This is a genomic window from Paenibacillus sp. V4I9 (genome assembly GCF_030817295.1).
Taxonomy (GTDB): Bacteria; Bacillota; Bacilli; order Paenibacillales; family NBRC-103111; genus Paenibacillus_E.
Window position 1 is genome coordinate 1763653 of record NZ_JAUSZE010000001.1, and the last position, 24284, is coordinate 1787936.

At 45.4% G+C, this 24284-nt stretch carries 20 protein-coding genes; all 20 read left to right on the forward strand.

The window, feature by feature from the left end:
• The first annotated feature begins 89 nt into the window (after positions 1-89).
• Positions 90-1640 (forward strand): response regulator transcription factor, encoded by a 1551-nt coding sequence (locus QFZ81_RS08320; RefSeq protein WP_307602241.1) that lies wholly within the window; start codon positions 90-92, stop codon positions 1638-1640.
• The gene (locus QFZ81_RS08325) at positions 1637-3346 is read left to right on the forward strand and encodes a sensor histidine kinase (protein ID WP_307602243.1); all 1710 of its coding nucleotides are present in this window, start codon (positions 1637-1639) and stop codon (positions 3344-3346) included. Before QFZ81_RS08320 ends, QFZ81_RS08325 begins: the two co-directional genes overlap by 4 nt.
• 180 nt (positions 3347-3526) lie before the next feature.
• The gene (locus QFZ81_RS08330) at positions 3527-4423 is read left to right on the forward strand and encodes an ABC transporter permease (protein ID WP_307602245.1); all 897 of its coding nucleotides are present in this window, start codon (positions 3527-3529) and stop codon (positions 4421-4423) included.
• 24 nt (positions 4424-4447) lie between these two features.
• Complete coding sequence (locus QFZ81_RS08335; protein WP_307602247.1) at positions 4448-5323, forward strand: carbohydrate ABC transporter permease; 876 nt, start codon at positions 4448-4450, stop codon at positions 5321-5323.
• Between the two features lie 62 nt (positions 5324-5385).
• Positions 5386-6987 (forward strand): extracellular solute-binding protein, encoded by a 1602-nt coding sequence (locus tag QFZ81_RS08340; protein WP_307602249.1) that lies wholly within the window; start codon positions 5386-5388, stop codon positions 6985-6987.
• Positions 6988-7012: 25 nt separating this feature from the next.
• Positions 7013-7375, forward strand: coding sequence for a cupin domain-containing protein (locus QFZ81_RS08345; RefSeq protein WP_307445726.1), 363 nt, complete (start codon positions 7013-7015; stop codon positions 7373-7375).
• 14 nt (positions 7376-7389) lie between these two features.
• Positions 7390-8391 carry a Gfo/Idh/MocA family protein gene (locus QFZ81_RS08350; RefSeq protein WP_307445724.1) on the forward strand — a complete coding sequence of 334 codons (1002 nt, stop codon included), beginning with the start codon at positions 7390-7392 and terminating at the stop codon, positions 8389-8391.
• On the forward strand, positions 8385-10178 hold the full coding sequence (locus tag QFZ81_RS08355; RefSeq protein WP_307602251.1) for a glycoside hydrolase family 36 protein: 1794 nt from the start codon (positions 8385-8387) through the stop codon (positions 10176-10178). Before QFZ81_RS08350 ends, QFZ81_RS08355 begins: the two co-directional genes overlap by 7 nt.
• Before the next feature lie 200 nt (positions 10179-10378).
• Complete coding sequence (gene gudD, locus QFZ81_RS08360) at positions 10379-11743, forward strand: glucarate dehydratase (RefSeq protein WP_307602253.1); 1365 nt, start codon at positions 10379-10381, stop codon at positions 11741-11743.
• 34 nt (positions 11744-11777) lie between these two features.
• Positions 11778-12671: a 4-hydroxy-tetrahydrodipicolinate synthase gene (gene dapA / locus QFZ81_RS08365; RefSeq protein ID WP_307445718.1), complete on the forward strand. Its 894-nt coding sequence runs from the start codon at positions 11778-11780 to the stop codon at positions 12669-12671.
• Complete coding sequence (garR, locus tag QFZ81_RS08370; RefSeq protein WP_307602255.1) at positions 12668-13555, forward strand: 2-hydroxy-3-oxopropionate reductase; 888 nt, start codon at positions 12668-12670, stop codon at positions 13553-13555. The genes dapA and garR overlap by 4 nt, the downstream gene beginning before the upstream one ends.
• A 97-nt stretch (positions 13556-13652) precedes the next feature.
• Entirely contained in the window at positions 13653-14795 is a 1143-nt protein-coding gene (locus QFZ81_RS08375; protein WP_307602256.1) for a glycerate kinase, read from the forward strand.
• A gap of 90 nt (positions 14796-14885) precedes the next feature.
• Entirely contained in the window at positions 14886-15587 is a 702-nt protein-coding gene (locus QFZ81_RS08380; RefSeq protein ID WP_307445711.1) for a FadR/GntR family transcriptional regulator, read from the forward strand.
• Between the two features lie 311 nt (positions 15588-15898).
• A complete protein-coding gene (locus QFZ81_RS08385) occupies positions 15899-16861 on the forward strand; it encodes an ABC transporter permease (RefSeq protein WP_307445709.1) in 963 nt (320 codons plus the stop codon).
• 22 nt (positions 16862-16883) lie between these two features.
• Positions 16884-17765: a carbohydrate ABC transporter permease gene (locus tag QFZ81_RS08390; RefSeq protein ID WP_307445707.1), complete on the forward strand. Its 882-nt coding sequence runs from the start codon at positions 16884-16886 to the stop codon at positions 17763-17765.
• A 53-nt stretch (positions 17766-17818) separates the two neighbouring features.
• Positions 17819-19327: an extracellular solute-binding protein gene (locus QFZ81_RS08395; RefSeq protein WP_307445705.1), complete on the forward strand. Its 1509-nt coding sequence runs from the start codon at positions 17819-17821 to the stop codon at positions 19325-19327.
• Positions 19328-19426: 99 nt separating this feature from the next.
• On the forward strand, positions 19427-21676 hold the full coding sequence (locus QFZ81_RS08400; protein WP_307602258.1) for a helix-turn-helix transcriptional regulator: 2250 nt from the start codon (positions 19427-19429) through the stop codon (positions 21674-21676).
• A gap of 46 nt (positions 21677-21722) precedes the next feature.
• On the forward strand, positions 21723-22871 hold the full coding sequence (locus QFZ81_RS08405) for a glycoside hydrolase family 88/105 protein (RefSeq protein ID WP_307606848.1): 1149 nt from the start codon (positions 21723-21725) through the stop codon (positions 22869-22871).
• Between the two features lie 18 nt (positions 22872-22889).
• Positions 22890-23087, forward strand: a complete 198-nt coding sequence (locus QFZ81_RS08410) for a hypothetical protein (protein WP_307602260.1) — start codon at positions 22890-22892, stop codon at positions 23085-23087.
• 282 nt (positions 23088-23369) lie between these two features.
• Complete coding sequence (locus tag QFZ81_RS08415) at positions 23370-24215, forward strand: AraC family transcriptional regulator (RefSeq protein WP_307602262.1); 846 nt, start codon at positions 23370-23372, stop codon at positions 24213-24215.
• Positions 24216-24284: the final 69 nt, after the last annotated feature.

The following is a 24284-nucleotide window of genomic DNA, read 5'->3' on the forward strand; positions in this document are numbered from 1 at the left end:
GCACAAAAGCATCCGGCCCGGATTGGCGGATGTTTTTGCTCTCTGTGACTTGAAACGGCCTAACATTAATTTAGAGTGGGAGGATTCCAATGTTTAACGTGTTGATCGTGGACGACGAAAAATTTGAACGTGACGGGATCAAATTTCTGCTCTCCAAATACAACTTTAATGTTAGCGTTACCGAAGCGCAAAATGGTAAAGAAGCGCTTGATTATCTTCTTCATCATGAAGTGGATGTTCTGATAACGGATATTAGAATGCCGATCATGGATGGAATAAGCTTGGTGAAGTCGCTTAGAAAGCATAACGAATCGTTGAAAATCGTCATTTCCAGCGCATACGGCGAATTCGATTATGCGAAGAAAGCCATAGAGCTTGGCGTGGAGCATTATATATTAAAACCAGTCGACATCGAAGAGTTTATAGACGTTATTCGAAAAGTGTTCAGCTCGTGCGAAGCCGGAAGAATGGAGAAAGAAAGAAGAGCGAAGCTGTTGGCTGGTTATCATCGAAGCATCAAATACGAGAAGGAACAAATCATGCTGGATCTCATCAATGGGGCAAGCGTCGATGTGCCGATGAAGACAAGAATGCGGCAATCCGATTTCGATTACCAATATAACTGCTTCCAATTGATCTTGATCCAAGCGAACTTCAAAATATTTGATTTGGTGGCCTATCGGCTGGAGAACGATTTGCGCATCATGATCCAAACGCCATATGACCATGTCAATCTGAACGAATATCAAAGCGTGATCTTGTTAAAATCACACCATACGCTCGTACATTCCGAATTGCTGGAGATTGGCAACCGGATGCAGCAGTTTTTTACTAATAATGACCTGACCTCCGCGTGGATCGTATTCGGCAGATCGGTGAACAAGATAGAGGATCTTCATGGTACATATGCGGATATGGAGACAATGCTTGATTATCATCTATTCGGTCGTGAGGAAGGCAGTTTATTGTTCGTGGATCAGTTCTTTGTTAAGGAAGAGCATCCTTCCTCGATCATGAACCGGGATTTGGAGGATATAAAGGGCTTGATTCGACTTCGCAACCTCAAAGAAGGGAAGCGGCGCATCTCCTTGTTCTTTGACGAGCTTCAGGAAGGTAATCATTTCTCCAGTATTTACGTCAAGCATTTGTGCGTGGAGATTATAAAAGAAATTTGCGCAAATTACCCCATTCATGCTCATAAATTTCAAAGTGTTATTCGAGACGTGTATTTAATTCGGACGTCTGCTGATATCAAGAAGATTATTTACGCTTTGCTCGATAATGAAGATTCCGATTCGACTAGCGACAATATCGACCAGAATCGTAAAGTGATCCAGGAAGTTATTGACCTTATCGCGAAACAGTACAATCAGGATATTAGCTTGGACACGATCGCTTGCGGCGTTCATTTGTCCCCAAGCTATTTAAGTCATTTGTTTAAGAAAGAAACAGGTGAAAATATGGTCAAATATATTACAAACATAAGACTTAAGGAAGCAAGCCATTACTTAAGGAATACGAATATGAAGATCGTTGACATCAGCAAAGAAGTGGGATTCTCCAATTTGCCTTACTTTTGCACCTTATTCAAGAACTATTACGGTCTTACCCCTGCAAAGTATAGGGAGAAAGTAGAATGAAGCGGGCCCACCGGATTCATGCATTTCAATTCGCTTCTATTAGGCAAAAGCTGATCTTATCTTATATATTACTAATCGTGATCCCGATTGTGGTATTGGGCTTGTATTCTTATTATCAGTCTAAGTTATTGCTCCAAAAGCAGGCCCTACAGGGAATACGAGAGACGATTCGAACGATTTCTGACAATATGGACTATAAGGCGGATCAATATAACCGGATTATGGATTCCATTGTGTACAATACTGGCATCCTCAAAATATTCAATAACGATTATACAGACGTATCCAATTTATCTTATGATTTAAGAAGCTACCTAGATCCAACGTTCAACATGATTAAGGGAATGAACAAGGAAATAATTCAGCTTACCGTTTACACGCAAAATAAACTGCCGGAATACGGCGATTTCGTTCAAAACAGCAGCCGTGTTTCGGAAACGAATTGGTATCGGAGCGCTTCGGCCAACGTCAATACGGAATGGTATTGGGAAGATGGAAACTTGATCGTAGCCAGGAAAATACCGGACATATTCCAGCTCCGAAATCCGAGCACCGTCTCTATGAATCTTACCTATAGCAAAATGTTCGAAGGTTTGCAGGGCAAAGAAATGAACAATTTCGGCATCGTCGTAAGAGATAAGAATTCAAATGTCGTTTTCAGCAATTCCGCCTACCCAGAACAACGCCCTCTTTTGGATGCTATGGGCAAATCCTCCAAGATCGGAAATCAAGAATACTTCATTATCGAAGAACAAATTCAGCATCCGAACTGGACGTTATCGTATTATATTCCGCTTCATGAGGTATCTATCAATGCAACGAGCATCATTAAAGCGACTGTTATTATCGTACTCGTATGTTTTTCAATCCTGCTGCTGATGATTTGGATGTTTTCCAACATGTTTACCATACCGATCAAACGGTTGATCCATAAAATGAAACTGATCGAAAACGGGAATTTGGATGTCGTCGTCTCTTCCAATTCAATAGACGAATTCGGCATACTGACCAACCGATTCGGACAAATGCTGCAAAAAATAAACGAGTTAATTCTGGTCGGTTATCAGAACAAGATCGATCAACAGAAAGCGGAATTTAAGGCTCTTCAATCCCAAATCAACCCTCATTTCCTTTATAATACGCTGTCGGCGATTAAGTGGAAGTCCGTTCAGGCGGGACAAGAGGAGATCAGCAAAATCGTCACCTCGCTCTCCAAATTTTATCGAACGGCGTTGAACAAAGGGGACAATATCATTTCCATACGTGAAGAAGTTGTCAATATGAAATCCTATGTGGAGATCATGCTGATAATGAGAGAAAGCAGCTTCGACGTTCATTACGATTTTGAAGAAGACATATTTCGTTATGTGACCATTAGTTTGATTTTGCAGCCCATAGTGGAAAATTGTATCGAGCATGGGATTGGCAACAAAACGGACGGGCGGGGAAAGATCACGGTAACAGGACGAAGCCGTGACGGGTATATCGAGATCACAGTAGAGGATAACGGAGTCGGCATGACGAAGGAGAAAGCCCAAGAAGTGTTGTCTAGGGAATCCAGAGGTTATGGGTTGAAAAATGTAAACGACCGATTAAAGCTATTTTTCGGCGAAGAGTACGGGATCTCGATTGAAAGCAGCTTGGGGAAAGGAACAGTAATGACCGTTCGCTTTCCGAAAGGAGAGGAGCTATTGATGTGCATATGAATCGAACACAACCGTATGACAAACACGCATACCCGGAACGACACTGCGGATGTGTGTTTTTTTTCATTCGAATGGATAAAGTTCGAAATTTATTGAAGCATATCTAAAGAATCCGAAATTGTTGGCGAGAACGGATACTCCTATAATTAATACAAGGAGGTGGACGTTCTGGAGAGCAGTATGAGGAGCTTCAAGAAGTATAAAGTGCTGTATGTGATGATGCTGCCCGCGATAGCTTATTACATCCTTTTTCATTATGTTCCAATGTACGGTGCTGTCCTGGCCTTTAAGGATTTCCAGCTTATGAAGGGGATTTGGAATAGCCCTTGGATTGGCATGTACCATTTTATGTATGCGTTTTCAGATCCGGTATTTTTGCAAGTGCTGAAGAATACGATCATCATCAGCTTTTACAAATTAATATTCGGCTTCCCTGTTCCGGTCGTGTTTGCCCTGCTGTTGAATGAAGTAGCCAGTGCAAAGTTTAAAAAATTAGCTCAAACGATCTCTTATTTGCCGCATTTTATTTCGTGGGTGGTGATGGCGGGGATCTTCGTGAGTATCCTCTCGATCGACGGTTTCGTTAATTCCGTTATAAAACTGTTCGGAATGGATCCTGTCTTGTTTATGGGAAATGAACAGTATTTCCGGCTCATTCTTGTGTTGACGGAAATTTATAAAAGCTTCGGCTGGGGAGCGATCGTTTATTTCGCCGCCATTTCGGGCATTAACGGCGAATTATATGAAGCGGCCATTATCGACGGCGCAGGCAGATTCAAAAGGGTTATTTACATAACGATCCCCATGCTCGCTCCAGTCATGGCCATCCTGTTAATTTTGTCGATGGCGGGAATTCTGGATGCCGGATTCGATCAAATTTTCAATATGTATAGTGTTAACGTATACCGGGTATCGGACATTATCGATACGTATGTGTACAGAAAAGGCATGGTCGAGATGAAATACAGCTATGCAACAGCGGTAGGTTTATTTAAATCAGTTGTTGCCTTGATCATGATCGTAACTGTTAATCAGGTCATCAAGACGATGGGCGGAAAAGAGCATGCATTATGGTGAAACCGGCATCTGGCGGAGGGGCTTATGAAGAAAACGAAAAGTGAAAAATGGTTTGATATCCTGCTGTATGCGCTCGTATCAGGGATCCTATTGGTTACCTTGCTACCGTTCTGGAATCAGATTGTCATCTCCTTATCTTCAGGCAAGGGAGCTTATTCATCCGGGCTGATGTTGGTGCCTCAGAATTTTTCTTTAGCCGCTTATAAGCTTGCTCTGGAATTCACAGGCTTATGGACCGGTTATGGAAACACGCTGCTGCGGACGGTGCTCGGAGTAACCTTAAGCCTCATATTTACTTCAATGTTGGCTTATCCTCTTTCCAAGTTGGATCTGCCGCTTAACAGAACGATCACGATGTTCATCTTGTTTACCATGATCTTTAGCGGCGGCTTAATTCCTTCATTTCTGCTAATCAAAAATTTGGGTCTGTTGGGCACGATATGGGCGTTAGTGCTGCCGTCCTTGGTCGGTACTTACAACGTTCTCATTATGAGAAATTTTTTTCGGTCGTTGCCGGAAAGTCTGGAAGAGTCAGCGAAGGTGGATGGCGCGGGTTATTTTACGATTTTCTGCAGGATCACGCTCCCTTTGTCGAAGCCTGTCCTGGCAACGGTTGCGCTGTGGGTAGCGGTTTATCATTGGAATGCATGGTTCGACGCCATGATTTATATCAAGGATCCTGGCAAGCAGGTACTGCAAATTGTGCTTCGTAAAATCGTGCTCGAAAACAACCTCGATTCCATGCAGGCTTTGGTCAACAGGACGGATACGACGAAGCATTTGGGCAGAGAATTGTATGCGACTATCGTGATCTTGTCCATATTGCCTATGCTGATCATTTATCCGTTCGTGCAAAAATTTTTCGTTAGGGGCATTATGCTGGGGGCTGTTAAAGGTTAACCCGTTATAGGACAAGGGAGCCTTTATCCATACATACACCATATAAAAAGGGCGTGATTCAATTGAAGAAGAAAGTGTTAGCAGGCAGTATGATGGCAGTTACGCTTGTGGTCATGACCGCATGCGCCGGTCAGGGCAATCAAAGCTCCAAAGGAGATGCGGCGGCGACGTCTGGTGTCTCTGGTAAAGAAGAACGATACAAGCTGACTTTCTTGAGCTGGGCCAGTGACAAAATGACGGATCAGCCCTATGCAGTCAAAGTGATACAGGACAAGTTTAACGTAGACATCACCATTGACCCGGAAAAGGCGGAAACGTATCAGCAGCAGCTGCTTTTGGATATCGCTTCAGGAAAGGTGCCCGATTATTGGGTGGACTTGAAAATGCCTGACTACGATAAATTTGTCGCACAAGGCATTCCGGCCGAGCTTTCAGAGGATTTCATCAAGATGAACGCTCCCAATTATTATAAGTGGCTGGTCAAAAATTTGGGTCAAGACCCGTTCAAGTATCAACGCCGGGACGGCAAAATCTACTCCTTGCCGATTATTTGGACACTCGGCAGCGATGCCACTGTAGTCGGCATCCGGAACGACTGGTTGAAAAATGTAGGGATTACCAAAGTACCGGAAACGCTCGGTGAGCTGGAAGAAGCGTTAATCAAATTCAGAAACAACGACCCCGATAAGAACGGTAAGAAAGATACGTTCGGCATGACCGCAAAAGCCGAGCTTCAGCCCGGGGTGGTACCGTTCTCTGATATATTCACATCAATCTTCGCGGCATTCGGCGTGTATCCAGGAGCATTCACCGAAGAAAACGGGAAAATTGTCAAAGGAGAAATTCAGCCCGGGGCCAAGGATGCATTAACCATACTCAATAAATGGTATAAACAAGACCTCATTGATCTCGAGTTTGCCGTGAACAAAAAAGCGAACCTAGATGATAAAGTCATTTCTGGGAAATATGGCGTCGTCGAAAGCAACTGGTGGAATTTTCTTCCCGCAAGGGCGTTCTCCGGAGGCAAATATTTTGAGAAAATACCCGGTGTAGATTGGGCGCTTTTTGCCGGACCTAAAGGCCCTAATGGAGATTACGGCGCACTCCAGAAAAATCCGGTAGGAAATTCCGGCCAACAGTTTTCTAAGAAACTGGAAAAAGATCAGGGGAAACTGAAAAAGTACCTTGAGATTATGGATGCCTACAGCTTTAACACGGATGTTCGCGCCTCGGTCACCTACGGGGAAAAGGGAAAAACGTATAACGTTTCGCCGGAGGGCGACTATCAATTTATACCTCCATATGACCAAGAAAGCGAACGAATCAAGTTTGGGATCGGACCGCAATATCCGTTTATGGGCAGCTTTAACGATTATGATTTCCAGACTCCATTCATGACCGACGCGAAATATCGGGATTTGAGGAAAAAAGTCGAGCATATCGGCAAGGGAAAATATGATATTTTGGAGCCCGTATCCAGACCCGTGTTCAACGAGAATAAAGATCGTCTCGATCAATTTGCTGTCAAAGCTTTCATCGACTTTATTACCGGGAAACGGCCAATCAGCGAGTTTGACGCGTTCGTTGCGGAATGGAAGAAGATGGGCGGCGATCAAGTGATGAAGGAAGCCCAACAAAAATACGACGAATTGTTCAAGAAGTAATTAAATAAAAAAAGGAGTGATTTTAATGAGAACTTATCGTTTACAGCAGTTGGCCGATGTTACAGAAGGACATATTTTGAAAGACATTATGCCGGGGGATTACCTTTCTTACGGCGGGCTTGCTTTCGAGAAGCCGGGCGCGCGCGCTCATACGAACGACGGTCCGGGCGGCATTGACTATCATGTGCACGAAGATTGCGAAGCTTTCCTTATCCTGCAGGGTAAAGGCGAGGTTGAAATCAACAAAGAGCATATGTACCCAGTTAAAACGGGAGATGTCGTCATTATTGAGCCGGGAGAGGACCATCATCTCATTTCAAGTGTGGATGATCCTATAGTTGTCGTTTGGTGCCATGCCGGACCGTCCCGCAACAAAAATCAAATATAGAGAAGCGAGAGAGGATGAGCAATATGAAGGCGGTTCTGGTCGGTTTAGGGAACTTCGGTTCAGGGTGGTACAAGAAACTGAGACGTCATGCGGGCGTGCAGGCGGTATGCGTTGTTGAAGCGAACGCTCACCTGCGGGAAACGATCGATCCGGAAACCCCGTTTTATTCGTCATTGGAAGAAGCGATCAACAGCGAGAGCCCCGATTTCGTCATTAATGTTACGCCTCCTCACATTCACACTGCGATTAACGAGATTGCGTTCGCGCATGGCCTGCCTGTGCTCTGCGAGAAGCCGATTTCGAATGATATTACGGATGCGCAATATATTGTCGGTCAGGCTGAACTGAAAAACATCCCGTTCATGATTTCCGAGAATTACCGTTTCTTCGCCCCGGTGCTGAAGGCGAAGGAGCTTTTAGACAGCGGCGTTATCGGACATTTGTCATCGGTATACATCGAATTCGACCGCTATCACGTCGTACCCGTTCCTTATTTTGGCCGGCTGGCAAACGGACTGCTGGAAGATGTCACGATTCATCATTTCGATATGATCCGTTATTTTACCGGTCAGGAAGCGGTGAAAGTGTTCGCCATGAATAGCAATCCGCCCGGAAGCTGGACGGAGACGACGACGATCCACCTTAGCGCTTGGATGGAGCTGGACGGAGGAACAGTCGTGGATTATCACGGCAGCATGATGGCCAAGGGAAAACTGACCGAATGGTATGGAGATTGGCGTTTCGAAGGAGCGGATGGCGCGATTGCGATAACGAGTAACCGAGTGCAGCTTATGAAGGAAGGAAAGGCCGATGAAGTGTACACCTTCGATGGGGTAGGAAACGTGCTGTCGATCGATGAATTTCTAACTGCATTGAAGGAAAAGCGGGAGCCAAGACCAAACGGAAGAGATTATTTAAAGTCGCAAAGCTTGGTGCATGCTGCAGCCGTATCGTCGAGAACGGGCAAAATGCTTACCGTGGAAGATGCACTGAGAGAGGCTGTCTTAAAATGCTGAATTTGGACGATATCAAGAAAATCAAATCTAGTGTTAGACTTTCCGATTGCACAACAGCTACAGACCGTGAGGTTACTGTAGAGAAATCATGGGCGAATAATCTTTTAAGTGCTAGAGTTGTCAATCGGTCCAATCATTCACTGCGGATAAGAGAGGTTGTGCTTTTTTCTGGTGATATGCCTCTCGCCCCCAATACGCCATTTTACGGTGAAGGCTTTCAAATGCTTACACAATACGGAGGTACGCTTTCTTTGCCCTATGTGATCGGGGCTTACAGAAAAGATCGGGATTTCTTCCGAATTCCCGAAACTCCGTTTCATGAGAACTTATGGACGGTTTACAATCTGATGGCCTTGTCTCCCTCTCATGAGGAGCACCTGCTGATGGCTTTTACTTCATGCAATCGCTTTTCCGGCGAGTTTCGATTCAGAAAATCCTATATAGAAGTGATTATGGATACAGAAGATTTAGAGCTGGGGCCTGGCCAGTCGTGGGAATTGGAACAATTCATGTTTGCTTCCGGAGCAAACCGCGATCTGCTCTTTCAAGAATTGGCTGAATGCCTCAATCGGAACCACCCGCGCATGCTTTATCCTGAGATTCCTACGGGATGGTGTTCCTATTATTGCCTTCGTCCAATAACGGCAGAGGGACTTTACGAGAATGCGCGCAGCATGGTCCAGCGAATACCTGAACTGAAGCGAATTCAAATTGATGGGGGCTATGCAGCAGCCGACGGCGACTTCTTAATTCCGAGTGTCACGCTTGGAGCAGACGTCAAAACGATTAGTGAAGGTATCCGAGCTACCGGGATTGAAGCTGCCGGCTACCTATCTCCCTTTATTGTAGAACCGGGGTCGAAGCTGATGCTTGAGCATCCGGAGTGGCTGGTTCAAGATCAGGGTGGCAAACCGTTCAATGGAATCGGTCAGAAAAAGAAGATGCCGGAAAAGCAATGGTATATGCTGGACGGAACGCATCCTGAGGCCCAAAACTATTTGAGGTCAGCTGTCAGGGTTATGCATGATGAATGGGGTTGGCGATATTTTAAGCTGGATTTTCTGCAATACGGTGCCTTGCCAGGATGCCGTTACGACAAACAGGCAACAAGAATCGAAGCATTTCGCAGTGGAATGAAGGCGATTATCGATGAAGTCGGGCACGACAGCTTTATTCTTGGGTGCAATGCTCCTTTCTGGCCGCTTCTTGGATTAGTTCATGGGAACCGGGTGACCAATGATATTGCAAGGGACTGGAAGCATGTCAGCGGCAATGCGAAGGAGCTCTTTCCTCGGAACTGGCAAAACGACATCTTGTGGTATAACGACCCAGATGTCATTGTCCTCGAAAGAGTAACGTTTCGTAACCAGACGATTAGCGGTGAAATCATTGAGAAGAAATCGGAAATTTCAGATCAAGAGTTCGAATTTCATAAAGCCGTTATCCTAGCATCCGGAGGTATGATCCTAAGCGGAGATTTAATTCCATCTCTGTCCGAGGAAAATATTCGTGTATTGCAGAAGCTCTTGCCTCCAACTGGTAAAGCCGCCCGTTTTGACGACGATACGTATACGATTGGACGAATAAAATTGGAGGATCGTTATCTCATTTGCGTCTTCAATTTTGACGATCAGCCTAAAGATATCGAGATTAGCTTGGATGGGAGTTATCGGGTTTATGATTTTTGGATGGACGAGGAAGTAGGTACCTACACGAACGCGATGAAACTTTACAGCTTAGAACCTCATTGTGCCAAAGTATTTTATTATGAGATCGGTGTCTTTTAGTTCTGTGGAAGTACGATGTGTCATTGCATAAATACCGCCAGGGGATCTCCATAACAGGGGGAACTGCTGGCTATTTCTTCCGCTATCGCAGATCATAAAGAATAAATTGACGTATAATTTAATTTGTCTTACAATATGACTTATAAATAACCATTTCCTTATTTTAAATTATTTTTTAATGAAGGGAAGAGAACAATTTGATGCAGGAAATGAAACATGAGCAACTGAATAACCGTTTTTCAGGCACGCCGATCATTACGGAAATGCAGGTCATCCCTGTGGCGGGGACCGATAGCATGCTGCTTAATCTCAGCGGTGCACATGCTCCTTTCTTTACACGCAACATCATCATTCTTAAAGATAACGCAGGCCATACGGGGGTTGGTGAGGTTCCAGGCGGTGAAAAGATTCGTCAAACACTAGAGGATGCACGGGCGCTCGTCATTGGTCAATCCATAGGTCAATACAATAACATTCTGAACACAGCACGCAAGCAGTTTGCTGATCGAGATGCTGGAGGACGTGGCTTGCAAACCTTCGATCTACGCATCACGATTCACGCCGTTACTGCTTTGGAAGCTGCGCTGTTAGATCTTCTGGGGAAATTTCTCGGCGTTCCTGTTGCTGCGCTCCTTGGCGAAGGCCAGCAGCGTGACCGGGTAGAGATGTTAGGTTACTTGTTCTATATCGGCGACCGTAATCAAACGAAGCTTCCTTACTTGAGCGGGCAGGATGGCAAGGATGACTGGACACGATTGCGTAATGAGGAAGCGCTTACACCCGTAGCTGTCGTTAAGCTGGCTGAAGCGGCTTACAAGCGATATGGCTTTAACGACTTCAAGCTGAAGGGCGGCGTGCTTCGCGGAGAAGAGGAGATCGAGGCCGTCACCGCGCTAGCCGAACGTTTTCCGCAAGCAAGAATAACGCTGGATCCTAACGGCGCATGGTCTTTGTCTGAAGCAATTCGCCTTTGCCGTGATCAACACCATGTACTGGCTTATGCCGAAGATCCTTGCGGAGCTGAAAATGGTTATTCTGGACGTGAGGTAATGACAGAGTTTCGCCGTGCTACCGGGCTGCCGACAGCTACGAACATGATCGCCACGGATTGGCGCCAGATGGGACACACGATTCAACTGAATTCGGTTGATATTCCACTTGCTGATCCGCACTTCTGGACGATGCAAGGCTCTGTCCGAGTAGCTCAAATGTGTCATGAATGGGGGCTGACGTGGGGATCGCATTCTAACAATCATTTTGATATTTCGCTGGCCATGTTTACCCATGTCGCTGCCGCTGCACCGGGAAAAATAACAGCTATCGATACTCATTGGATTTGGCAGGACGGGCAGCGTCTGACCAAAGAGCCGTTCCAAATTGTCGGAGGTATGGTGGAAGTTCCGAACAAGCCGGGTTTGGGCATTGAGATTGATATGGTTGAAATTGAGAAAGCGCACCAGCTTTATAATGAGAAAGGGCTAGGAGCACGTGATGATGCGATGGCTATGCAGTATTTGATTCCTGGCTGGAAATTCGATCATAAACAACCTTGTCTTGTACGGTAATCGAGATAAAAAATTGAATGAAGGAGAGATCACAATGGATATTAGTCTTATTCGCGGAGTCATTCCGCCTATTGTTACACCAGTTGATGCTAATGAATGCGTGGAAGAGCAAGGACTTCGAAGGGTAGTTGAGCACGTTATCGCAGGAGGGGTTCACGGCATTCTTTCTTTAGGCAGTAATGGCGAATTTTACGGACTGGATCATGAGCAGCAGGAGAGGGCAGTTCGCATTACGATTGAGCAGGTCGCGGACCGTGTGCCGGTTTATATGGGGATAGGAGCTATCACAACTAAGGAGTGCGTTCAGTTAGCCAGATTAGGTGAATCGTTAAATGCTCAGGCGATTACGATATTGCCTCCTATGTTTCTTGCGCCTTCGGAAGAAGAGTTATATCAACATTTCCGAAAAGTAGCTGAAGCGACTGCCTTGCCGGTACTGCTCTATAACAATCCGGATCGCGTGGGGAATAATATTTCCGTTAACTTGATCGAACGGCTTGCCGATATTCCCAATATTGTAGGCGTGAAAGATAGCAGCGGCGATCTAACTTTGACTTCCGAGTATATCCGCAGAACACGAGATAAAGGATTTAAGGTCATGGCGGGCCGGGATGTCATGATCTTAGGCACCTTGGTTTACGGTGCTGTAGGTTGTGTCGCTTCAACGGCGAATATTGTGCCGGCATTGGTCGTTGAAATTTACGAGAAATTTATAGCCGGGGATCTACAGGGAGCTTTGGAAGCCCAGTTTAAGCTGGCTCCTCTTCGCATGGCTTCTAATCTCGCTAGTTTTCCGGTGGTGACCAAGGAGGCCATGAACCTCATCGGTCTTGAAGTGGGAGGCTCGATCTTGCCGAACACGAGCTGCTCCGAAATCAATAGAAATAAGCTCGCTGACATATTGAAGCAGATGGGAGCTCTTAAATGAAAATGAAAGTAGGATTCATCGGGTTGGGTATTATGGGTAAGCCCATGAGTAAAAACTTGTTGAAAGCGGGTTATGAGCTAGTTGTTCTCGATACAAGTAAGAGTGGTTCGGAGCTTGCAGCGGCGGGAGCCAAGACGGCCTCAACAGCTAAAGCTTTGGCTGAGCAGGTGGATGTTATTATCACCATGCTGCCGAATTCACCGCAGGTGAATGAAGTGGTTTTGGGCCCGAATGGCGTCATCGAAGGGGCTAAGTCAGGAACCGTCGTTATCGATATGAGTTCGATCGCGCCTCTGACCAGCCAGGAAATCGCCCGGAAGCTGGCGGAAAAAGGGATAGAAATGCTTGACGCTCCAGTGAGCGGGGGGGAGCCTAAGGCGATCGAAGGGACCCTTTCCGTGATGGTTGGCGGGAAGAAAGAAGTATTTGAGCAATGCTATGATGTGTTAAAAGCAATGGCTGCCTCTGTCATACGCACAGGAGACATCGGAGCAGGGAATGTGACCAAGCTGGCCAATCAGATCGTGGTTGCCATTAACATTGCCGCGATGTCCGAAGCGTTCGTGCTCGCCAGCAAGGTTGGCGTTCAACCAGAGCTCGTTTATCAGGCGATTCGCGGCGGTTTGGCCGGCAGCACTGTCTTAGATGCAAAGGCACCGCTGGTGATGGACCGTAATTTTGACCCGGGATTCCGTATCAACCTGCACATAAAGGACTTGAGCAACGTCTTGGAAACCTCCCATGAAGTAGGCGTGCCTCTACCGCTGACGGCTGCCGTCATGGAGATGATGCAGGCTTTGAAGGTGGATGGAATGGGTGATTGCGACCACGGCAGCTTGATTCGCTACTATGAGAAAATGGCAAAGGTTGAAGTTAATAGGTAAGCCTCCGTTGAAAACCTCTTATCACCTATAAGGGGTTTTCTTTGTTAAGATAGAAGTATCAGATTTTTGTGTGCAAGAAAGAGAGGAGAGAAGCACCATGCGTATTATATTGGCACCCGATTCATATAAAGGGAGCTTATCTGCCCTTGCTGTTGCTGATGCGATGGAACGGGGGATTCGGGACGTATTTCCTGACGCTGCGGTGAGCAAAGTACCTATAGCTGATGGCGGTGAAGGCACGGTAGAAGCACTTATAACGGCTACCAGTGGTCGAATAATCCAACAGAAAATAGTAGGACCCTTGGGTGAAGTGATCGACTCCTATTGGGGGATTCTCGGCGATGGAGAAACCGGGGTGATCGAGCTTGCTGCTGCTTCCGGATTACCTTTGGTGCCGAGGGAGCAAAGGAACCCGCTGCTGACGACGACTTTTGGTACCGGACAATTAATCAAGGCGGCTCTCGATTACGGACTGCGCAAGCTAATTATAGGTATTGGAGGCAGCGCAACCAATGACGGCGGAGCGGGAATGGCACAGGCCTTAGGCGTCAAATTCCTGGATTCGGATGACAACGAGCTATCCCAAGGCGGGGGGGCTCTTGCCAAGCTCGCACGAATCGATTTATCCGATTTAGATAAGCGTATTGCCGAAACGGATATTAAGGTCGCATGCGACGTCGATAACCCGCTGTACGGACCGTTAGGTGCATCCGCGGTTTACGGTCCGCAAAAAGGTGCCACATCCGACATGGTGGCGCAATTGGACCATGCGCTTAAGAATTATGCGGCAGTTACTCAATTGGCTACATGCAGGGACGTTGCACTTATTCCGGGTGCTGGTGCAGCCGGCGGTGTAGGGGCGGGATTGTTGTTTTTCACGAATGCGAAGCTGATCCCAGGTATTCAAATTGTGCTGGAAGCTGCAGATTTCGCTGAAAAGCTTAAGCAGGCAGACCTAGTCATAACCGGTGAAGGCTCCACCGACTTTCAAACTGCGCACGGTAAAGCCCCTGTTGGTGTGGCTAAGATCGCCAAAGAGGCGGGCATCCCGACGATCTGCTTGTCCGGCGGGTTAGGTGCAGGTGCTGAGGATGTACTTCAACATGGGATCGACGGACTTATGAGTATTGTGCCCCGGCCCATGGAATTAGAGCAATGTATAGAATCAGCTGAAGAGCTTATTCAAGCAGCCACAGCTAGAATATGCAGATTGATAAGCATTGGAATCAAGATGAAATAATATCATGGCTATAGGGCTGCATTGTTATTTTGTCTAATTCGTCTTACAATATGATTATGCGTTTTAGTCAGCTAAGAGAGAAGGGTAAATATGGTAGAACTTAAAGGAAGCGTAGAACTGGAGACTGTTAAACGAAACACGCTGCCCAAGCAAGTCGTTGACAGCATTGTTCAGCTGCTGATCAGCGGTCAGCTTAAACCTGGAGATAAACTGCCGTCCGAGATGGAACTGATCGAAATGTTAGGCGTGAGTCGGCCAGTTCTGCGGGAAGCATTAAGTTCGCTCGAAGCACTTGAAGTGATTACGAGAAAAACCCGTGGCGGCACCCATTTTAATAATAAAATCGGCAGTAATCCGTTCTCGGTGATGCTGGCTTTGTCCATTGGCAACCTTCCAGCGATCATCGAAGCACGAATGGCTTTAGAATTGGGACTTGTGGCCATAGCGGCAGAAAAGATTACGAACGAGCAGTTGGAACGATTAAAGGAAACCATTGATGAAATCGCGGGCAGTGTCGATGACAACTATGGGGAATCGGACAAGGAATTTCATCGGATTATTGCATTGAGTGCGAACAATCCGATCATTGAAGGGATGATAGATCCTCTGCTTATCACCCATGATAAAATGGACAGACAAATTAGGGAACGTGAACGTGATGTAACGGTCCAATTTCATACAGATATCTATAATGCGCTCGTTAATCGGGATCCACACGAAGCGTTTACTCATATGTACCGCCATCTTAGTTATGTCCGAAATAAGCTTTTGCAGGTATATCATAACGAATAAGCGGCCCATGACGGTCCAATTAAAAAGTCTGCCCAATCTCTCGCAAATGCGATACAGAGATCAAGCAGACTTTTTTCGTTCAACTCTATCCGCCATTTGAATGTATATACGCTTCAATTCCATAAAGGGCAGAGGTTAAGAAAGTACGATGCAACTGAAAAGAATGGTAACTGGGGTCCAAGTTATCTTAAAAACTGTAATTTCATTGAGAATTTAGATGGTTCGATCAGTACTATTGCCAGTCATACCCGCGAAACTTATGATTTGAATTGTGATCGATTCACACACGAATTCAGTCAGGGGGACGGCGGATGAAGGAGCAGTATGAAGCTCAGTTACAAATAAGAACCAATTACCGTTTCTTTAAAGAATCTTTGTTCATAAGGGATATTGTCAGGGATCGATGGTTGTATTTTATTTTATTACCAGGTGTTTTGTATTTTATCATTTTTAAATATGTTCCTATGTTTGGCTTACTCATGGCTTTTGAAGACTATAAACCGCATCTAGGTTTTATGAACAGTCCCTGGGTAGGGCTGAAGCATTTCGAACGTTTTTTTTCAGAGCCTCAGTTTTGGATGCTGTTCCGTAATACCATTTTGTTAGCGATTTATAATTTGGTGTTTTTCTTCCCCTTGCCTATCGTACTAGCACTAATGTTGAATGAAGTTCGTATTGGGATATTCAAACGTTTTGCTCAGACGTTACTGTATTTGCCTCACTTTGTTTCATGGGTAGTAGCGGTTGGCATATTCTATGTCTTATTTACAACTGAAGGTGGAGTTGTAAACGAACTGATCCAGAAAATCGGTATCGAGAAGATTCCTTTTATGCTGAGTGAGGATTGGTTCAGACCGATGATCATCAGCCAGTCGATCTGGAAAGAGGCAGGCTGGGGAACGATTATTTTCCTCGCGGCACTGTCCGGAGTCGATCTTCAGTTATATGAAGCGGCTCGTATGGATGGAGCTGGGCGTTGGCGACAGCTGTGGCATATTACACTGCCTGCAATTCGTAGTACGATCGTCATCTTGTTTATTCTACGCTTGGGCAGTTTTTTGGATACGGGTTTCGAGCACATCTTCCTGATGCTTAACTCCATGAACCGAGAAGTCGGGGAAGTGTTTGATACTTTTGTATATATGAAAGGCTTGACGCAAGGACAATACAGCTACAGTGCCGCGGTCGGGATGTTTAAATCTCTGGTAGGGCTCGTCCTTGTACTCGGATCCAATTGGATAGCGAAAAAATTCGGCGAAGAAGGCGTATATTAAAAAGCGTCAGGGGGCTGTCAATATGCTAGTTGATGATAAGAATTGGAGCAATCGGCTGTTTAATACGGTAAACTATTCGTTGTTGACCCTTGTATCACTAATCACAATCATTCCATTCGTATATATCGTTTCAATGTCTTTTGCTTCCCCAGGGGAGGTGGCTAAAGGCGGGCTTCTCTTATTTCCTTCGAAGTTTACCTTGGGTGCGTATAAATACATCTTTTCAACCGACACGATGGTTCGGAGTATTCTTATCTCGATATATATCACGGTGTTCGGAACGTTGATCAACCTACTGTTGACCTCGTTTACCGCTTACCCTTTGGCTAAAGCCACCTTACGAGGGCGCCGGACGATACTTCTCATGGTTTTGATTACGATGCTGTTCAGCGGGGGCTTGATCCCAACCTACTTTGTAGTCAAAGCTTTTGGTATGATCAACACGTACTGGTCCCTGATGATTCCGACCGCTATAAGCGCATTTAATTTAATCGTGCTCAAGAACTTTTTTCAGCAAATTCCCGACAGCTTGGTAGATTCAGCGAAGATCGATGGCTGTAATGATCTAGGGATACTATTCCGTATCATATTGCCGTTATCGATGCCGGCGATGGCTACCTTCGGACTTTTCTATGCCGTTGGACATTGGAATACATTCTTTAATGCGGTGATGTACATGAACGATGCTGAGAAGTTTCCGGTCCAGGTTATTTTGAGACAAATTGTTTTGTTATCTCAGGATCAAATCGGAAACACCACGTCACAGCAAGATCCTACCGACTATTTACCGCAGACTATTCGAATGGCTTCCATTGTAGTCGCGACCGTCCCGATTGTGCTCGTCTACCCGTTCTTACAGAAGCATTTTGCCAAGGGTGTGCTATTAGGATCGGTAAAAGGATAACTCTATTTCAAAGAGTATCTCTTACATAAACAAACATTCAGGAGGGGTTTTGTATGGTAGGTAAGCGCTTTATTACTCTGCTTTCATTGTTGACGACTGTAAGTGCATTAGCGGGGTGTGCAGGTGAGAAGAGCTCGCCAACTGCACAGCAGGATAATACACCGCTGGAAGTTACTATTGCTACGCCTCAAATCGGAGAAGCTCCGAAAAAAGGTAGTGAAGTGGAGCAGGCTATCGAGAAATACACGAATTCAAAAATCGATATTCAATGGATTCCATCCGCTGCTTTCGAAGATAAGAAAAACATCATGATTGCCTCTAATGAAATGCCCAAAGCATTTAAAATTACGTCGAACGCCACTACGCTTAGCGCAATCCAATCCGGCTTGTTTTGGGAAATTGGCCCTTTGTTAAAGGATTATAAAAACTTATCAGCTGTCAACGCGTTGTATTATGACAATATAAAGGTTGATGGAAAGTTATATAGTCTGCCCTTGTATCGGGACATCGGCCGTGCCGGTATCACATACCGGAAGGATTGGTTTGATGGACTTGGCCTGAAGCCTCCGGTAGCCTTAGATGACTGGTATAACATCATGAAGACCATCGCGGAGAAGGATCCTGATAAGAATGGTCAGAACGATTCGTACGGTATGTTTCTTGACAAGTCCTACAACGACCCGGCTGCCAGCAGCGCCTTTCTGACCCGGCTCGCAGTTTCTCAAGGTGCGCCGAATAAATGGGGTATGGAAGGAGGTAAGCTGGTAGCTGAATTTATGACCAAACCATATCTGGATTCCATGAAGCTGCTTCGCAGACTATATCAGGAAAAATTAATCAATCAGGACTTTTCCGTTGTTCAGACAGCTGATGCCGATAATAAATGGAATGCTGGCAAGGTGGGGATTCGGATCAATACCGTGGCCTCGGCGGCTGCGACCTCTCAAGATAACCTGAAAAAGGCTGTACCTAATGGCGTAGTTGAAATTGCGCCTTATATGGGACCGTCAGGCAATCAAGTACCGGCTGAGCCTGGCAATAATGGTTTCTTCGTTTTCCCAAAATCGAGTGTCAAGTCAGAAGCGGAATTAAAGCGGCTGTTGGGTTTCTTCGATAAGCTGCTGGAGCCAGAGATGTCGACACTTCTGACTAGAGGGATTGAAGGCAAACATTTTACTAAGACGGCTGACGGAAAAGCGGAGTTTAAAGACTTGACCCAATTTAATCTCGAGGTTAAGCCTTATCGTGACAGTCTACCTTCATTTGAAGTGACCGGAACAGGGCTGCCTCTGAAATTATCAGATTTGCAGGCGAAGGGCTGGAAGGTCATTGCCGACAACCTGAAGAATGTGGTGCCCAATGTGGCGTTAACGATGAATTCCAAGACGTATTCTGAAAAAGGCGGAGAATTGGATACATTAATTCGTGATGCCCAAACCAAATTTATTATGGGGAAAATTGATGAGGCTGGTTGGCAAGCTGAAGTGGATAAATGGAGAAAAGCTGGCGGTGACAAGGTGATTGAAGAATATACGGCCGAGTATGCGAAGCAGAAGAAGTAAGACGCTCTAGTTCTAGCATTTGTAAGCATAGGCATCGTAGATTCCTCTGATATAATGGTAATGTCGAATCCTTGTAAGCGAAGAAAGGTGAGGTTTCCGTTGCCTAAATACTTATATCGAATGCTTGTCTTCTCTCTTCTGCTCAGCGCAGTTCCGGTTGTTTGCATTGGGCTCATCTCCTACTATATTGCCTCAAAGGATATTGGGAAGAAGGTTAATGAGGGGAATGTACAGATCCTGCTGCAAAACCAGATGCGCATGGAGCAAATCTTAAAGAACGTCGAAATGGGCGCTGTACAGTACATCAATTCACCGTTGGTAAGCGATTTCATATACCATGATTTACAGAATGATGATTTTCAAACGATCAACAATCTCTCCAAAGGCTTGTATAATCTTCATTCGATTGCGGGTGTGGCCGACACGCAGCTGATTAACTTGGAGCACGACTGGATGATCAGCAATCTCGGCTTTACAACAACAGACGATTTTGTGAATCGAGATTTACTGAGCGATTATGCCAAGCGCCCGCAAAATTTATTTTGGTTAGCTACTATCGGTAATTCCTTAGATGAAAATAAGATCCGGTTGGTCGTCAAGCTTCCAATGATTGCCTCTACGACCACTCCTAAAGCGTTGTTGATTATTGACATGTCGCATGATGCATTACTGAGCAATTTGGCTCAAAACACCCAATTAGGAAATATTTATGTGCTTAATCGAAACAGGGAGCCGTTCTTAGCCAGTTCCAGCACTGTAGGGATCCAGCCTTCCATCCTGCAAAGGATGAATGTCGCGACAGAACCAGAGGGGGCCTTTGAAACAAACGATATGGGGGTCAACTATAGAGTTTCCTCTTATAACGGCTGGTCCTATGTTTCGGTCGTTTCCATTGATGCAATTACGAAGGAATCTAAGAAAATAGCGTTTATTACGTTAAATGCCTGTGTGATTATTTTTATTCTAATCGGACTCGCCGCTTTCTATGGAACCCGCCGCATGTATAGGCCGATCCATCGGTTATTTATGATGATGGAGCAGTTCGGAGGAGAGTCCAAAGGGAATAAAAAGCGGGATGAATTCGCTTTAATCGAAGAGCGGTTCTCTTCCTTGTTTAGCACGAGAAAGCAGCTTCAGCAGCAGCTGCAGGTTCAGAGTGGGCAGGTGAAGGAATTTTTCCTATTGAAGTTGTTAATGGGACAGGTCACTGAGAGCGAATTCTCCTATAAGTATGAGACCTATGGCTTTGGGGAAAAGGGGAAAGCGCTAGGAGTGCTCGCCTTGCAGATCGATTCTCTAGAGGACACCAGATACTTGGATAGCGATAAGGAGCTGCTGTTATTTGCGATCAACAATGTCGTTGGGGAGCTAATTCCTAAAGACCGTATCTTGGGTACTTTGCTGCTGGATCAATCTCAGGTAACCATACTACTAGGCGATTCGGAGGATCCGGATGAATTGAAGGGCTACTTCTATCAAATGGCGGAGCTTATGAAATCGAAGGTGCACGAGCTGCTTCAGCTCAAAATCAGTATCGGCATCAGTCGGCCGTTTCAAAGGTATACGAATGCGATGGATGCCTACTCAGAGGCTTTGGAGGCTCTGAAACGCAGAATTAGTCTTGGAAATGAGCTCATCCTGGGCTATGAAGATATCGAACCGGTTTACCGGAACAGCGTTCAGCCTGCTGCTTCATGGAATCACTTTGAAGAGAGCTTGATGAATGGGCTTAAAACAGGCGATGCAGCTTCTGCTTACGAGTATTATAACCAGTATGCGTCAGCGATTTTGGAGAAGAGCATTTCGTTCAATGATTTTCAAATATTTATGCTTCAATTAATCGCCAAAATTTATCGGCTTGTTGGGCAGCAAGGTGGCATGCTGGATGGATTAGTCGGCGCCAAATCGGTCATTATCCGATTCATGAAATTGAATACGGCGGAGGAAATTATGACTTGGTTTAAGACAGAGCTGATACCGCCTACCCTTGCTTTCTTACAGGGGCGAATCGATTCGCAATATATCAATATCGCACACCAAATGATCGAGCTCATTCACGAAAAATACGATCAGGATCTTACTTTGGAATTGTGCGCTGCACAATTCCGATTTCATCCCGTTTATTTGAGCCGAGTGTTCAAGAAAGAGATTGGAACGACGTTTATCGACTATTTGACGAATTACCGGATGAATATGGCGAAACTGTGGTTAAAGGACAGCAATATGAAGATTACGGAAATTGCGGAGCGGCTCAACTATACCAACTCCACTGGATTTATCCGGACCTTCCGCAAAGCTACTGGCATGACACCGGGCCAGTATCGAGATGCCCTTACGAGATCACAGTAATCACCAGTTCGGCGAATGACTCATAATCGCGTTATCCATCATGGAGGTGCACCTGTTGACCTATGAATTGGTAGAAAAACTGAAAGCAGCCTATATGTCCAGCGAGAAGTGGTATTCCGTAAGGTGGCATTATATCGAGGGCTGTATCTTAAAGGCGTATTTGGACAGCTACGAGCAAACGGGCAGTGAAAGTGATTATATCTTTGTAAAAAGCTATATAGATCAGCTGTTTGACTCGGGCGGCAATATACCTGAAATCCAAATCTGCAGTTATAATATTGACCAGATCCGGATGGCTGGAATTATGTTTACGCTATACCAAAGGGAGCGGGATCCCAAATATAAAAGGATCATGGATATGTTGTATCAGCAGTTGGCTACTTATCCGAGAACGAGTTCCGGATCGTTCTGGCATAAAGAAAACTACCCCTACCAGGTTTGGCTGGATGGATTATATATGGGGCAGCCTTTCTATGTTCAGTACGTGAAGCAATTCGTTGAGGCGAAGGATTATTCCGATACGCTGCAGCAGTTCGAAAATGTCCGCCAATATATATATAACCATGAGAAGCGGTTGTACAGCCACGCTTATGATGAGAGCCGCCACATGTTCTGGTGTGATAAATCAACAGGGCAGTCACCAAATGTGTGGGGGCGTGCGGTCGGCTGGTTCGCGATGGCATTGGTGGATGTGCTTGAGCTGCTGGAAGGAGAGCCGGCAGACACTGGCATCCTCAAAGCCTATATTAAGGAGCTTATAGATGACATGCTGCCATACCAGCATAGCGAGGGTATGTGGTATCAGGTCGTGGATAAGAAGGAGCATCCAGGCAATTATCTCGAAGCCAGCGGTACGCTGATGTTAGCTTATGCCATTCTCAAAAGTGCGCGATTGGGTTATCTGCCAAAGGAGTATGCCGAATACGGCATACAGGCGTTTAACGGAACGATTGCTCGTTACCTGAGGGAAGAAGAGGGTGAAGTGCTGCTAGGCGGCATTTGCCGAAGTGCCGGTCTTGGCAAAAAGCCGGAAACCGGACAAATGCGAGACGGCAGTCTTGCGTATTATTTCTTCGCAGAACAAATCGTGGACAATAACGGGCATGGTGTAGCACCGCTGCTGATGGCCTACAACGAGATTAATCGGCTTGGTGTTAACTCCGACCCTGATGAATCCGTGAGACCGGGATCATGATATAAGGAAGACATATATATGTCTGAGCGAGCAAAAAGTCAAAATGAAGCACCTCTTTACATAAAGGTTCACGCCGAGGATAATGTTGCGATTATCGTTAATTCCAATAGAGGCGCTAACTGTCATATGTATGATCCCATTGGAACGGACAAAGAGGGGAATGAGACTACGTTAATTATGCGCTTTCGGGATGGGCGTTTGTGTAAAGACGTTTAGACCGGGACTCCTTGAGAAATAAGGGTTTCGGTTATTTGATTTTCAATAATTTGTTTGATTTATTCAATGAAAATGGTACCGGCAATGCAGACGTCTTTGACCAATTAGATTTACCTTGGTGAAAAATATTGTTATTAGATAATCTTAACGGAGAGCGAACGGCAGTGGTATATTCATAGTTTCATATGGCTCTTTCTTCCATCCCACTCCATGTCTCAATACTTGGAATTGTGCTAAAATATAGGCATGGGAACTAAGAACCAAGTTGTTAAGAGAGGTCCAATGACGATGATAAATAAACCCGGCAAGCACGGGCCCGTATATCACCTGCCTCCGTTAGGAGAGCCTCCTCCTCTGAGCGTACAGTTCTTAGGGGTTAATTACTGTGATACGGATTACCGCAATATTCGAAAGATTGCACAAATTACCGTTTTCGGTTTTGTACTATCAGGGCAAGGCAGTGTTCAAGTCGGTCCCCAAGCCTGTATTGCTCGTCAGGGAGACATGTTCATCCTACCTGCAGGCTATTACCATGAAGTTGCCTCAGACCTAGACCATAAGGAGCGATGGAGTTATATATGGCTAAACATTAGCGGAAGCTGGATTCTGAAGATGCTTGAAGCCTACCAACTGCTTTCCCATGTCGTGACGTCCAGTAGCGGATTGGAGCACTTGTTTAATGAGGCTATTGAAAGCGCTAATCAAAAATCAGTAGAAGAAATGCAAAGTGAGCTGCAGATCATCCTTATGCGAATCATTGTCAGCCTCTCCGAAACTTTACGTAAAAGAGGGGAGGCGTTAACATCAACGGTTCAAGCTATAAAGCAATTTTTGGATAACAGTATCCTTCATCCTTTCGATCCGACCCAGCTCTCTTCACAAATGGGCATTTCCAATAAGCAGATAAATCGCTTGTTTAAAAGAGAAATCGGAACGACCATCTATAACTATGTCATCTCCAAAAAGATAGAATCCGCTAAACTAATGCTACTCGACACACATCTGACCATAAGTGATATTGGTTATAAGCTTGGATATGTCGATCCGCATTATTTTTCGAACCTGTTCCAAAGCAAAACCGGAGTGAGACCAAGCGTCTTCCGAAAGCAATTTATTAAAATTCAATAGACATGCCGCGAATTGTTCAGGAATTGAGAATGATTCTTCACGGCATGTTTTTATTTTATAGAAAAGTAA

Excerpts from the sequence above, each read along its gene's own strand:
- QFZ81_RS08320 (WP_307602241.1), top strand. The coding sequence starts at position 90 with ATGTTTAACGTGTTGATCGTGGACGACGAAAAATTTGAACGTGACGGG.
- QFZ81_RS08325 (WP_307602243.1), top strand. The coding sequence starts at position 1,637 with ATGAAGCGGGCCCACCGGATTCATGCATTTCAATTCGCTTCTATTAGG.
- QFZ81_RS08330 (WP_307602245.1), top strand. The coding sequence starts at position 3,527 with ATGAGGAGCTTCAAGAAGTATAAAGTGCTGTATGTGATGATGCTGCCC.
- QFZ81_RS08335 (WP_307602247.1), top strand. The coding sequence starts at position 4,448 with ATGAAGAAAACGAAAAGTGAAAAATGGTTTGATATCCTGCTGTATGCG.
- QFZ81_RS08345 (WP_307445726.1), top strand. The coding sequence starts at position 7,013 with ATGAGAACTTATCGTTTACAGCAGTTGGCCGATGTTACAGAAGGACAT.
- QFZ81_RS08350 (WP_307445724.1), top strand. The coding sequence starts at position 7,390 with ATGAGCAATATGAAGGCGGTTCTGGTCGGTTTAGGGAACTTCGGTTCA.
- QFZ81_RS08355 (WP_307602251.1), top strand. The coding sequence starts at position 8,385 with ATGCTGAATTTGGACGATATCAAGAAAATCAAATCTAGTGTTAGACTT.
- gudD (WP_307602253.1), top strand. The coding sequence starts at position 10,379 with ATGCAGGAAATGAAACATGAGCAACTGAATAACCGTTTTTCAGGCACG.
- dapA (WP_307445718.1), top strand. The coding sequence starts at position 11,778 with ATGGATATTAGTCTTATTCGCGGAGTCATTCCGCCTATTGTTACACCA.
- garR (WP_307602255.1), top strand. The coding sequence starts at position 12,668 with ATGAAAATGAAAGTAGGATTCATCGGGTTGGGTATTATGGGTAAGCCC.
- QFZ81_RS08375 (WP_307602256.1), top strand. The coding sequence starts at position 13,653 with ATGCGTATTATATTGGCACCCGATTCATATAAAGGGAGCTTATCTGCC.
- QFZ81_RS08380 (WP_307445711.1), top strand. The coding sequence starts at position 14,886 with ATGGTAGAACTTAAAGGAAGCGTAGAACTGGAGACTGTTAAACGAAAC.
- QFZ81_RS08385 (WP_307445709.1), top strand. The coding sequence starts at position 15,899 with ATGAAGGAGCAGTATGAAGCTCAGTTACAAATAAGAACCAATTACCGT.
- QFZ81_RS08390 (WP_307445707.1), top strand. The coding sequence starts at position 16,884 with ATGCTAGTTGATGATAAGAATTGGAGCAATCGGCTGTTTAATACGGTA.
- QFZ81_RS08395 (WP_307445705.1), top strand. The coding sequence starts at position 17,819 with ATGGTAGGTAAGCGCTTTATTACTCTGCTTTCATTGTTGACGACTGTA.
- QFZ81_RS08410 (WP_307602260.1), top strand. The coding sequence starts at position 22,890 with ATGTCTGAGCGAGCAAAAAGTCAAAATGAAGCACCTCTTTACATAAAG.
- QFZ81_RS08415 (WP_307602262.1), top strand. The coding sequence starts at position 23,370 with ATGACGATGATAAATAAACCCGGCAAGCACGGGCCCGTATATCACCTG.